We start from the raw sequence: 12,100 nt of genomic DNA on the forward strand, positions 1-12,100 counted from the left end.
TAACGACCGGCGCCCGTTGTGGGATACCCCACTTCGAGTGAAGCGTGGGCCCGCGTACCGGGCAAGTCCGGCGGCTGCCTGGGTGGCCCCGCGCCGACCCGGCGGCCACGGCGGGGAACACCGCGGCCGAACCGGTCGTTAATCGAGTGAACGTCCATCTCGGTGGTCGCCAGTGTTTGTCCGCTGCCAGCGGTGACGCGGGTCCGCCGCAAGGCCGCTATCCTGGCTGACTCGGGGCCGGCTTGGCGCATCCGCGGTGGGTCGCTGCCGGAGATACACGCCAGGGAGGGTGAAGGCCGCCAGGCCGAAGCTGCATGGACCGCAAGCGCCTGCTCCGCAACCCGCTGATCTGGATCCTTGCCGCGATCCTGATTTATTTCACGTTCAGCGCGCTCTTCGACGACACCCGCGGGTATTCCCAGGTCCCGACGTCCACCGCGCTGGCCCAGATCGCCGACGGAAACGTCAAGAACGCCCTCGTCGAGGACAAGGAACAGCGGCTCCGGCTCACGCTGAACACGCCGGTCGACGGTTCCAGCCAGATCATCACCCAGTACCCGGCCCAGGCCGCGGGCCAGATCTTCGCCTCGCTGCAGAACGCGAGCAACAAGCCCGAGTTCAACACGGCGGTGCGCCAGGACTCCTTCCTGGTCACGATGCTCGTCTACCTGATCCCGTTGGGGCTGGTGCTGCTCATCCTGTTCTGGATGATGAACAACGCCCAGGGCGGCGGGAACCGGGTGATGTCCTTCGGCAAGTCGAAGGCCAAACAGCTGTCCAAGGACATGCCGAAGACGACCTTCGCCGATGTGGCCGGCGCCGACGAGGCCGTCGAGGAGCTCAACGAGATCAAGGACTTCCTGCAGAGTCCGGCCCGCTACCAGGCGCTGGGCGCGAAGATCCCGAAGGGCGTGCTGCTCTACGGTCCGCCCGGAACCGGTAAGACGCTGCTCGCGCGCGCGGTCGCGGGCGAGGCGGGCGTGCCGTTCTACACGATCTCCGGCTCCGACTTCGTGGAGATGTTCGTCGGTGTCGGCGCCTCCCGGGTGCGCGACCTGTTCGAGCAGGCGAAGCAGAACGCGCCCTGCATCATCTTCGTCGACGAGATCGACGCGGTCGGCCGCCAGCGTGGCGCGGGCTTGGGCGGCGGCCACGACGAGCGCGAGCAGACGCTCAACCAGCTGCTCGTGGAGATGGACGGATTCGACCCGCGGGGCGGGATCATCCTCATCGCGGCCACCAACCGGCCCGACATCCTCGACCCCGCGCTGCTGCGCCCCGGCCGGTTCGACCGGCAGATCCCGGTGAGCGCCCCCGATCTGGCGGGTCGGCGAGCGATCCTGAACGTGCACGCCAAGGGCAAGCCGTTCGCGCCCGACGTGGACTTCGACGGGCTGGCCAAGCGCACCGTGGGGATGTCGGGAGCCGACCTGGCCAACGTCATCAACGAGGCCGCGCTGCTCACCGCGCGCGAGCACGGGACGGTGATCACCGGGGCGGCGCTGGAGGAGTCGGTCGATCGGGTCATCGGCGGGCCCCGGCGCAAGGGAAAGATCATCTCCGAGGAGGAGAAGAAGATCACCGCCTACCACGAGGGCGGGCACGCGCTCGCGGCGTGGGCGATGCCCGACCTCGAGCCGGTCTACAAGCTCACGATCCTGCCGCGGGGGCGCACCGGCGGGCACGCGCTGGTCGTCCCCGAGGACGACAAGGGCCTGATGACGCGCTCGGAGATGATCGCCCGCCTGGTGTTCGCGATGGGCGGACGCGCCGCCGAGGAACTGGTCTTTCACGAGCCGACCACCGGAGCGTCGTCCGATATCGACCAGGCCACCAAGATCGCCAAGGCGATGGTGACGGAGTACGGCATGAGCGCCCGGCTGGGTGCGGTGCGCTACGGCCGCGACCAGGGCGACCCGTTCCTGGGCCGGACGATGGGATCGCAGGCCGACTACTCGCTCGAGGTCGCCCACGAGATCGACGAGGAGGTGCGCGCGCTCATCGAGGTCGCGCACACCGAGGCGTGGGAGATCCTCAACACCTACCGCGATGTCCTCGACGATCTGGTCTTCGAACTCCTGGAGCAGGAGACGCTGACCCGCAAGGACCTCGAACGGATCTTCGATCGGGTGGAGAAGCGGCCGCGGATCACCGCGTTCAACGACTTCGGCGGGCGCACCCCGTCGGACAAGCCGCCGATCCTCACCCCGGCCGAACGCGCTCGTGAACGGGGCGAGCCCTGGCCACCCCAGACCGAGCCCGCCCGCGAGCCCGCTCCGGTCGGGTCCTACCCCGGTGGCGGGTACTCCGTGCCCGCGCCGGGCCCGAACGGGGGGTACCCGGCCGGGCCGGGCCAGCCGCCGCAGCTTCCGCCGCCGTTCCCCGGCGGTCCGTACGGACCGGGTTGGGGCGCCCCGTCCGGGCCGCAGGGGACCCGGCCCGACCAGCCGACCTCCGTGCCGCCGAACTACGGCGCCCCGCCCGACTGGCGCCCGGCGACGACCCCGGCGGGCCAGCCGTGGCCGCCGCAGCAGTGGCAGGGCACCCAGCACCAGGGACAGCCCGATCCCACCCGGCACGCCCGGGGCGGGCCGGAGCGCGATGGCGAGTCCGAGCCCGCCGACACCTCGGGCCCGACGAAGGGCGGCGGGAACTGAACGCGGAGATCTCCGATGTCCTCTCCCCGGCCCCGGCGGGGGTGAACGGTCGCCGGGGCGTCGATCGGGCCCGCGCGGAGGCGGCCGTGCGGGAACTGCTGATCGCCCTCGGCGAGGACCCCGACCGCGAGGGGCTGCGCGAGACGCCGGCCCGGGTCGCCCGGGCCTACGAGGAGATCTTCTCGGGTCTGTATGTCGACGCGGACTCGGTGCTGGACAAGACCTTTGACGAGGACCACCAGGAACTCATCCTGGTCCGGGACATTCCGGTGTTCTCGACCTGCGAGCACCATCTGGTGCCCTTCCACGGCTTCGCGCACGTCGGGTACATCCCGAACTCCAGCGGGCGGGTCACGGGGCTCTCCAAGATCGCGCGGGTGGTCGAGAACTACGCGCGCCGCCCGCAGGTGCAGGAACGGCTGACCGGACAGGTCGCCGACGCGATCATGCGCAAGCTGGAACCGCGCGGCGTGATCGTGGTCATCGATGCCGAACACCTGTGCATGGCCATCCGCGGCATCAACAAGCCGGGTGCGCGCACGACGACGTCGGCGGTGCGGGGGCTCTTCCAGACCTCGCCGTCGTCCCGATCCGAGGCGCTGGCCCTGATCCGGGGCGGTTGACCGGTGGCCGCCGGACATGACCTGCCCCGGCTGGATCGCTGCGCGGTCATGGGCATCCTGAACGTCACGCCGGACTCGTTCTCCGACGGCGGTCGCTACTTCGATCGCGACGACGCCGTCGCCCACGGGGTCGAGATGCGCGCCGCCGGCGCCGACTTCGTCGACGTGGGTGGCGAGTCGACCCGGCCCGGTGCGCAGCGGGTGCCCGCGGAGGTCGAATGCGGTCGGGTCGTCCCGGTCATCAGGGAACTGGTTGCCGAAGGTGTCCGGGTGAGCGTCGACACCACCCGCGCGGCCGTCGCCGAGGCCGCGCTCGACGCGGGAGCCGCGATCGTCAACGACGTTTCGGGCGGGCTGGCCGATCCCCGGATGGCCGCGGTCCTCGCCGACGCCGCGGTGCCCTGGATCCTCATGCACTGGCGGGGGCACAGCGATCGGATGCAGTCGCTGGCCCGTTACTCCGATGTCGTCGGCGAGGTGCGGTCCGAACTGGTCGCCAGGGCCGATGCCGCGGTGCTGGCGGGGGTGGACCCCGCGCGGATCATCATCGATCCCGGCCTCGGCTTCGCGAAGACCAGCGAGCACAACTGGGCGCTGCTGCGCAGGCTCGACGTGCTCATGGCGCTCGGTTTCCCGGTACTGGTCGGGGCCTCGCGCAAGCGCTTCCTCGGCGAGCTGCTCGCCGCGGCCGACGGCACCGCCCGCCCACCGGACGGCCGCGAGGTCGCCACCGCGGCGATCACCGTGCTGGTGGCGAATGCGGGGGCCTGGGGGGTGCGGGTACACGATGTCGGCACGTCCCGCGACGCGATCGCGGTGGCCGCCGCGTGGCGGCTTGGGGCCGCCCCGTCCGGGAGCACCGTGTCGCGGGGCAGCCGATGACCGGCCGAACCGACCGCATCGTGCTGACGGGGCTGACGGTACGCGGCCATCACGGTGTCTTCGACCACGAGCGCCGCAACGGCCAGGACTTCCACATCGACATCACGGCGTGGCTCGATCTGCGCGCCGCCGCGGCGTCCGACGACCTGGCCGACACGCTCGACTACGGCGAACTCGCCCGGCGAGCCGCCGAGGTCGTCGAAGGTCCGCCGTGCAACCTCATCGAGACCGTGGCCGGTCGGGTGGCGGAGGCGGCGCTGGCCGACGAGCGGCTGGCCGCCGTCGAGGTCACTATCCACAAGCCGCAGGCGCCGATTCCGCTGACGTTCGCGGACGTCGCGGTGACGGTGTATCGCGCCCGCGGTTCCGCGAGTCGGGGTATTTCCGCGAGTGAGTCGGAATGAGCCGCGCGGTCCTGAGCCTCGGCTCCAACCTCGGTGACCGGTTCGGATACCTCCGTTCGGTCGTGGACGACCTGGCCGACGTCCTTGTCGCGGCCTCTCCGGTCTACGAGACCGCGCCCTGGGGCGGCGTCGAGCAGGGCGACTTCCTCAACGCCGTCGTCATCGTCGACGACCCGGCCACCGACGCCTGGGGATGGTTGCGTCGCGGCCAGCGGCTGGAGCAGGCGGCGGGGCGGGTGCGCACCGTCCACTGGGGACCTCGCACCCTCGATGTCGACGTCGTGACCGTCGCGGGCGTGGTCAGCGACGACCCGCGGCTGATCCTGCCGCATCCCGGTACCCCGCAGCGGGCGACGGTCCTGGTGCCGTGGCTCGATATCGAGCCCGCCGCGGTGCTACCCGGCCACGGGCCCGTGCGAGCGCTGCTCACCCGGCTCCCGGCCGACGATGTCGCGAGCGTGCGCCGCCGCAGCGAGCTGACGCTGGTGCCCGCCCGATGAAACCGACCCGGATACGGGACCTGGCCTCCCTGGCGGTCGTGGCGGCGGTGATCGGGTATCTGTTCGTGCGGCTGACCTACGGTTCACTGCCCGCGTTCCCGGTTCCGGCCGGGGTCACCCTGGGTGTGCTCGGCCTCGCCGAGGTGATCGCAGGAAACGTGTTGCGCGCCCGGATCCGGCGTCGTCCGGGAAGCAGACCGGTGCAGCCGCTGGTCGCCGCCCGAGCGGTGCTGGTGGCGCAGGCGTCCTGCCGTGGCGGGGCGCTCGTCGCCGGAGGGTGGGCGGGCATCGTGGCCTACCTCCTGCCGAGGAGCGGCGAGATCTCGGCCGCGGCGAGCGACGCGATCGCGGCCGGCGTCGGGCTGGTGTGCGCCCTCGGTCTCGTCGGGGGTGCGCTGTGGCTGGAGCACTGTTGCCGGACCCCGGATGACGATTCGTCGGCAGATTCCTGACTCGGTCCCGGGTGTCGCTGACCGCACGTAGGCTCCCGCGCATGTCCCGGACGACCCCGATGCCCGCCCGGACCCGACGGCACCGCGGTGTGCTGGCTCCCGTTCTGGGGCTGGTCGTGCTCGGGATCTGCGGGTTGGTGGTGGTCGGCATCGTCGGCTCCGAGGTCGGGTCGACGGGGGTCGTCGTCGGCGCGCTGTGCGCCCTGCTGCCGGTCGGGCCGGTGGTGGCCACCTTCCTGTGGATCGATCGCTGGGAGCCGGAGCCGCCGCGGATGCTGCTCGTGGCGTTCTTCTGGGGCGCGGGCTTCGCCGCGCTGTCCGCCCTGTTGCTCAACAGCAGCGCCATGTACGCGGCCGATCAGTTGCTCGGCGGTGGCACCGCCGACCTCGTCGGGGCCGCGATCGTCGCCCCGGTCGTCGAGGAGGGCCTCAAGGGGCTGTTCCTGGTGGGGCTGCTGATGTTCCGGCGCCGCGAGTTCGACGGCATCGTCGACGGCATCGTGTACGCAGGCCTGGTCGCGGCCGGGTTCGCGTTCACCGAGAACATCCTCTACCTGGGACGGGCATTCGCCGAGGACGCCGTGATCGGCCAGAGCGGCGGAGTGCTCGCGGTGCTGCTGGCGCGCGGGGTGGTCTCGCCGTTCGCGCACCCCCTGTTCACCGCGATGACCGGGATCGGCGCGGGCATCGCCGCCACCAGCCGCAGCCCGGTCGTGCGCGTGCTGGCGGTGGTCGCGGGTTATCTCGGCGCCGTCGTGCTGCACGCGCTGTGGAACGGTGCGGCGATCCTCGGCGGCGGGCTGGCCTTCGTCGGCTTCTACGGCTTCTTCATGGTGCCGCTGTTCCTCGCGATGATCACATTGGTGCTGTGGCAGCGGCGTCGTGAGCAGCGGATCGTGGCCGAGGAGTTGCCCGGGTTCGCCCAGGCCGGCTGGATCGCACCGAGCGAGCTGTCGCTGCTGGCCAGCCTCGCCGGGCGCCGCGGCTGGCGGGCGGCCGTCCGGCAGCGTTCCGGGCGGGCGGCCGCCGCGGCCGTCGCCGACTACCAGGCCGCCGTCACCGAGCTCGCCTTCCTGCGCCGCCGGATCTCCCGCGGGGCGGTGGGCAGCGACGCTCGCCAGCGGCACGACGAGATGCTCGCCGAGCTGTATCGGGCCAGGGCGCGAGCGATCGGCATGCCCGGTGCGCTCGCGGCGGCGTGGCGTCGTCAGCAGCCACCACCGGGCTGGGCGCCGCCACCGGGGTACGGCCAGGGGTACGGGCCGCCACCCGGATACGGCCCTTCGGGCGGTGGCCACGGTCGCCCGAGGGCCGGGTGAACCCCGTCACGCGCCGTCGCCGAGACCCCCCGCCGCGTCTACCCTTTCCACCGCGTCGCCAGCTGGTCCTCGACACCTCGTCTGGTACCCGACCGGGACTGGAACGAGCAAGGAGCGCGAATGAGTGCACGCCGGCCTGCCCGGCTCGCCGTCGGAGTGGTCTCCGCCGGCCGCGTGGGATCCGTTGTGGGGGCGGCATTGGCGGCCGCGGGACATCACGTCGTGGCCACCTCAGGGGTTTCCCGGGCGTCGGTCCACCGTGCCGAGACCCTGCTGCCCGGGGTGGCGCTCCTGCCCCCCGACGAGGTCGCGCAGCGAGCCGATCTTGCGCTGCTCGCGGTCCCCGACGACGTGCTGCCCGGTCTGGTCCGCGGACTCGCCGCGGCCGGTTCCTTCCGACCCGGGCAGATCGTCGTGCACACCTCGGGCGCGCACGGGGTGGCGGTGCTGGCACCGGCGGCCGAGCACGGTGTGCTGCCGCTGGCCCTGCACCCGGCCATGACCTTCACCGGCCGCCCCGAGGACCTCGAGCGGCTGGCCGCATGCTGTGTCAGCGTCACCGCCGCAGCCGACGACGAGGCGGCCTGGAACGTGGGCGAGGCTCTCGTCGTCGAGATGGGCGCGGAACCGGTGCGGGTCGCCGAGGCCGTGCGACCGATCTATCACGCCGCCCTCGCGCATGGCGCGAACCATCTGATCACACTCGTGCGCGACTGCGCCGACGTGCTGGAGCAGGCCGGTGTCCGGCCCGCCGAGCGGCTGATCGGGCCGCTGCTGTCGGCGGCGCTGGACAACGCCCTGCGGCACGGCGACCGCGCGCTCACCGGCCCCGTCGCCCGCGGCGACAGCGGTACCTTGCGCCTGCATCTGCGGGAGCTCGGCGCGCGCGACCCCGATCTCGCCGAGACCTACCGCGTGCTGGCCGCCCGGACCGCGCGCCGGGCAGAGGCCGCGGGCCTACTGCCCGCTCACGCCGCCTCCGACGTGCTCACCACCCTGCGGGAGGACCGATGATCACCGCTTCGGCTGCGGGCGGATACCGTGCCGGCGAGCTGACCCTGCACCGGGAACCTGCCCAGCTGACGGCGGTGACCAGGGCCCTGCGCGGGGCGGGCCGCAAGGTCGTTTTCGTGCCGACGATGGGCGCTCTGCACGCGGGCCACCGCGAGCTGATTCGGCACGCGCGCCGGGTGCCGGGGTCGGTCGTCACAGTCGTGTCGATCTTTGTCAACCCGCTGCAGTTCGGGCCGAACGAGGACCTGGAGCGCTACCCACGCCCACTCGAGGACGACCTCGAAGCCTGCCGCGAGGAGGGCGTCGAGCTCGTCTTCGCTCCCGAGGTGGAGCACATGTACCCGCCGGGCTCGCAGGTCAGGGTGGCGGCCGGCGCGTCGGCCGACGAGCTCGAGGGCGCCGTCCGGCCCGGTCACTTCGACGGCGTGCTGACCGTCGTCGCCAAGCTCTTCCACATCGTCGGCCCGGAGGTCGCGCTGTTCGGTGAGAAGGACTACCAGCAGCTCGTCCTGGTCCGGCAGATGGTGCAGGATCTGGACTTCCCGCTCGCCGTGGTCGGTGTGCCGACCGTCCGTGAACCGGACGGGCTCGCCCTTTCCTCGCGCAACGCCTACCTCTCACCCGACCAGCGGGCCAGGGCGGTGACGCTGGCCCGCGCGCTCACCGAGGGCGCATCGGTGAGCGCCCGCGGGGCCGACGCTGTGCTCGAACGCGCTCGAGCGGTGCTCGCGACCGAGCCGGCGCTACAGGTGGAGTACCTCGAACTACGCGATCCGGGGCTCGGGCCCGCCCCGCCATCCGGCCGCGCCCGGCTGCTGGCGGCCGCCCGGCTGGGCGCCACCCGACTCATCGACAACGTCCCGGTCCAGCTGTAGCGGGGAGAATGCATGTTCCGCACGATGATGAAGTCCAAGATCCACCGCGCGACCGTGACGCAGGCGGACCTGCACTACGTCGGCTCGGTCACCGTCGACCTCGACCTGATGGAGGCCGCGGACCTGATGGAGGGCGAGCAGGTCGCGATCGTCGACATCACCAACGGGGCCCGGCTGGAAACCTATGTGATCCCCGGTGCCCGCGGCACCGGCGTGATCGGCATCAACGGAGCGGCCGCGCATCTGGTGCACCCCGGTGACCTGGTCATCCTCATCTCCTACGCGCTGCTGAACGAGGCCGAGCTGGCCGCGTACGACCCCAAGGTGGTGTTCGTCGACGAGCACAACCGGATCGCCGAGCTCGGCAACGACCCCGCGCACGCCCCCGCAGGCTCCGGTCTGCACTCCGGGGCGGTCACGAGACGACCCGCACCCGAACTCGTGTCGTAGCCGTGTTGCTGTGCATCGACGTCGGTAACACCCAGATCGCGCTGGGGCTGTATCCGGACGCTCCCGACGACATGGTCCGGCCTGATCTCGTGCGCGACTGGCGGATGCGCACCGACTCCCGGATGACCGCCGACGAGCTGGACGTCGCGATCCGCGGGCTGCTCGGGGAGCATGCCGCGGACGTCACGGGTATCGCGGCCCTGTCCACGGTGCCCGCGCTGCTGCGCGAACTGCGGCTGCTGCTCGACCGGGGTGGTTCCCGGATTCCGGCGGTCGTTGTCGGGCCGGGGGTGCGCACCGGCGTTCCGCTGCTCGTCGACAACCCGCGCGAGGTCGGCGCCGACCGGGTCGTCAACACGCTCGCGGCGCATCGGCTGTTCGGTACCGCGTGCGTCGTGGTCGATTTCGGCACCTCGACGAATATCGACGTGGTCTCCGCGCGCGGTGAGTTCCTCGGGGGCGCGCTCGCCCCGGGAATCGAGATCTCGCTCGAGGCGCTGGCCACCCGGGCGGCGGCGCTGCGGACCGTCGAGCTCGTCCGGCCGCGGTCCGTGATCGGTAAGAACACCGTCGAGTGCCTGCAGTCCGGGGTGCTCTACGGCTTCGCCGGCCAGGTGGACGGTCTGGTGTGCCGCATCATCGACGAGCTCGGGCCCAAGGCGGGGCCGGTGACGGTGCTCGCCACCGGCGGCCTCGCCCCGCTGATGGAGGGCGAGTCGTCGACGATCATGGAGTTCGTTCCCGACCTCACCCTGATCGGGTTGCGGCTGACCTATCTGCGCAACGTCCGCGGCGCCGTCGACACCGGTCGGGCGAACGCGGTACCCGTGGCGCGGGCCCCCGGCCGGGGCGACCGATAGGGCGGGGCCGTCCCGCCGCGAAAGGACCTGCGTCACGCCGCTAACCTTGCTCGGTGTGACCAACGAGCACCCCGGTGACGAGGCCTTGCCCGAGCAACTCCGGGTGCGCCGGGCGAAGCGGGCGGAGCTGATCGCATCCGGCGTCGAGGCCTACCCCGTCGAGGTGCCCCGCACGCATACCCTTCGTGAGGTTCGGCAGGCCCATCCGGACCTGCCGGTCGACACCGCGACGGGCGAACAGGTCGCCGTCGCGGGCCGGGTCATCTTCCTGCGCAACACCGGAAAGCTCTGTTTCGCGACGCTGCGCGAGGGCGACGGCACCGAACTGCAGGCCATGCTGAGCCAGGCGAACGTCGGTGCCGACGAGCTGGCCCGCTGGAAGTCGATGGTTGATCTCGGCGACCACGTCCTCGTGCGCGGCGAGGTCATCACGTCGCGACGCGGTGAGCTTTCGGTCTCGGCCGACCGCTGGCAGATGGTCTCCAAGGCCATCCGGCCGCTGCCGGTGGCACACCGCGAGCTGTCCGAGGAGACCCGGGTCCGGCAGCGGTATGTCGACCTCATCGTCCGGCCGCAGGCGCGGGACATGGTGCGGTCCCGGGCCACGGTCCTGCGGACTCTGCGCAACGCCCTGGACGAACGCGGTTTCATCGAGGTCGAGACGCCGATGCTGCAACTGCTGCACGGCGGCGCCACGGCGCGTCCATTCGTCACCCGGTCGAACGCGCTCGACACAGACCTGTACCTGCGGATTGCCCCGGAACTTTTCCTGAAGCGTTCCGTGGTCGGCGGGATCGAGCGTGTCTTCGAACTCAACCGGGTGTTCCGCAACGAGGGTATCGACTCGACCCATTCGCCCGAGTTCGCGATGTTGGAGGCCTACCAGGCCTACGCCACCTACGATGACATGGCCGAGCTGACACAGCAGTTGGTGCTGGCCAGCGCATCTGCCTTGTTCGGGTCCACCGTTGTCCGTCATGCGGACGGGTCCGAACACGACTTGGCCGGTCCATGGCGTTCCATCACCTTGCATGAGGCGGTGTCGGAAGCGGTCGGCGAGCCGGTGAGTGTGGACACCCCAGCGGAATGGCTCCGCAAGTTGGCGGCCGTCCACGAGGTGGAGCTGAAGGATTCCTGGTCCGCCGGTGAGATCGTCCTGGAACTCTTTGAGAAGCTCGTCGAGCACACCCTCATCGAGCCGACCTTTGTGCGTGACTACCCCGTCGAGGTCCGTCCCCTGACCCGGCAGCACCGCGCCGACCCGCGACTGACCGAAGCCTGGGACCTCATCGTCTTCGGCACCGAGCTGGCCACGGCGTATTCCGAGCTCGTCGACCCGGTGGTGCAGCGCGAGCGGTTGCATGCGCAGTCCCTGCTGGCGGCGGCGGGTGACCCTGAGGCGATGCAGCTCGACGAGGACTTCCTGCGGGCCATGGAGTACGGAATGCCGCCCACCGGCGGTATGGGAATGGGGATCGATCGCCTCCTCATGGTCCTGACCGGTCTCGGGATCCGTGAGACGATTCTCTTCCCTCTGGTGCGCCCCGAGTGATCCCGGTCCGCTCCGATCCATCGAGCAATTCGTTCCCTGGGAGGGTCGCCTCGACAGCATCGAGGCAATAGGGATACGCTGCAATTCGCGGCCTCGCCGCGTATCGCTACTGACTATTCGAGCATGGAGGGCTGCGGCGGTGGCGCAGATCCGCGAGATCAGGCTCATCGACGATCTGGACGGCGAGCCCGCCGAGGAGACCGTTGAGTTCGGGATCGATGGCAAGAACTACGAGATCGACCTGTCGAAGGGCAATGCCGGAAAACTGCGAGACGCACTTGCGGCGTATGTCGCGGCCGCTCGCCGTTCCGGGGGGCGCCGCCGTGGATCGGTGGCGAGCGCCCCGAGCAACGCGAGCCGTCGTCCTTCGATCGACCGTGAGCAGAACCAGGCGATTCGGGACTGGGCACGCAAGCGCGGGATGAAGGTCTCCGACCGCGGCCGGATCCCGGCCGAGGTGCTGGAGGCGTATCACCAGGAGAACTGAGCACAGACGGTGCGGCGCGGGCCGG

At 71.2% G+C, this 12,100-nt stretch carries 13 protein-coding genes; all 13 read left to right on the top strand.

Translation table 11 applies throughout. The features are described from left to right. Nucleotides 1-314: 314 nt before the first annotated feature. The 13 genes from ftsH to ACFQE5_RS05805 all read left to right on the top strand — a co-directional run bounded on the left by ftsH (nt 315) and on the right by ACFQE5_RS05805 (nt 12,075). On the top strand, nt 315-2,657 hold the full coding sequence (ftsH, locus tag ACFQE5_RS05745) for an ATP-dependent zinc metalloprotease FtsH (RefSeq protein ID WP_379583585.1): 2,343 nt from the start codon (nt 315-317) through the stop codon (nt 2,655-2,657). Between the two features lie 8 nt (nt 2,658-2,665). Then, nucleotides 2,666-3,280, top strand: a complete 615-nt coding sequence (gene folE / locus ACFQE5_RS05750) for a GTP cyclohydrolase I FolE (protein ID WP_379583698.1) — start codon at nt 2,666-2,668, stop codon at nt 3,278-3,280. 48 nt (nt 3,281-3,328) lie between these two features. Next, entirely contained in the window at nt 3,329-4,162 is an 834-nt protein-coding gene (folP, locus tag ACFQE5_RS05755) for a dihydropteroate synthase (RefSeq protein ID WP_379583700.1), read from the top strand. Continuing rightward, a complete protein-coding gene (gene folB, locus ACFQE5_RS05760; RefSeq protein WP_379583588.1) occupies nt 4,159-4,566 on the top strand; it encodes a dihydroneopterin aldolase in 408 nt (135 codons plus the stop codon). The genes folP and folB overlap by 4 nt, the downstream gene beginning before the upstream one ends. Next, nucleotides 4,563-5,066: a 2-amino-4-hydroxy-6-hydroxymethyldihydropteridine diphosphokinase gene (folK, locus tag ACFQE5_RS05765; RefSeq protein WP_379583590.1), complete on the top strand. Its 504-nt coding sequence runs from the start codon at nt 4,563-4,565 to the stop codon at nt 5,064-5,066. The genes folB and folK overlap by 4 nt, the downstream gene beginning before the upstream one ends. Further along, nucleotides 5,063-5,518, top strand: coding sequence for a DUF3180 domain-containing protein (locus tag ACFQE5_RS05770; RefSeq protein WP_379583592.1), 456 nt, complete (start codon nt 5,063-5,065; stop codon nt 5,516-5,518). Before folK ends, ACFQE5_RS05770 begins: the two co-directional genes overlap by 4 nt. 41 nt (nt 5,519-5,559) lie before the next feature. Next, complete coding sequence (locus ACFQE5_RS05775; protein ID WP_379583594.1) at nt 5,560-6,837, top strand: PrsW family intramembrane metalloprotease; 1,278 nt, start codon at nt 5,560-5,562, stop codon at nt 6,835-6,837. Between the two features lie 120 nt (nt 6,838-6,957). Next, nucleotides 6,958-7,851, top strand: a complete 894-nt coding sequence (locus tag ACFQE5_RS05780; RefSeq protein ID WP_379583596.1) for a Rossmann-like and DUF2520 domain-containing protein — start codon at nt 6,958-6,960, stop codon at nt 7,849-7,851. Next, nucleotides 7,848-8,726 carry a pantoate--beta-alanine ligase gene (gene panC / locus ACFQE5_RS05785; RefSeq protein WP_379583598.1) on the top strand — a complete coding sequence of 293 codons (879 nt, stop codon included), beginning with the start codon at nt 7,848-7,850 and terminating at the stop codon, nt 8,724-8,726. Before ACFQE5_RS05780 ends, panC begins: the two co-directional genes overlap by 4 nt. 12 nt (nt 8,727-8,738) lie before the next feature. After that, nucleotides 8,739-9,176, top strand: a complete 438-nt coding sequence (gene panD / locus ACFQE5_RS05790; protein WP_379583600.1) for an aspartate 1-decarboxylase — start codon at nt 8,739-8,741, stop codon at nt 9,174-9,176. Nucleotides 9,177-9,178: 2 nt separating this feature from the next. Beyond that, complete coding sequence (locus ACFQE5_RS05795) at nt 9,179-10,036, top strand: type III pantothenate kinase (RefSeq protein WP_379583602.1); 858 nt, start codon at nt 9,179-9,181, stop codon at nt 10,034-10,036. A 55-nt stretch (nt 10,037-10,091) separates the two neighbouring features. Beyond that, nucleotides 10,092-11,588 carry a lysine--tRNA ligase gene (gene lysS, locus ACFQE5_RS05800; protein ID WP_379583604.1) on the top strand — a complete coding sequence of 499 codons (1,497 nt, stop codon included), beginning with the start codon at nt 10,092-10,094 and terminating at the stop codon, nt 11,586-11,588. Between the two features lie 139 nt (nt 11,589-11,727). Beyond that, nucleotides 11,728-12,075, top strand: a complete 348-nt coding sequence (locus ACFQE5_RS05805; RefSeq protein WP_379583606.1) for a histone-like nucleoid-structuring protein Lsr2 — start codon at nt 11,728-11,730, stop codon at nt 12,073-12,075. The last annotated feature ends 25 nt before the right edge of the window (nt 12,076-12,100 follow it).

This window comes from Pseudonocardia hispaniensis (assembly GCF_042658695.1).
GTDB classification, from domain to species: domain Bacteria; phylum Actinomycetota; class Actinomycetes; order Mycobacteriales; family Pseudonocardiaceae; genus Pseudonocardia; species Pseudonocardia hispaniensis.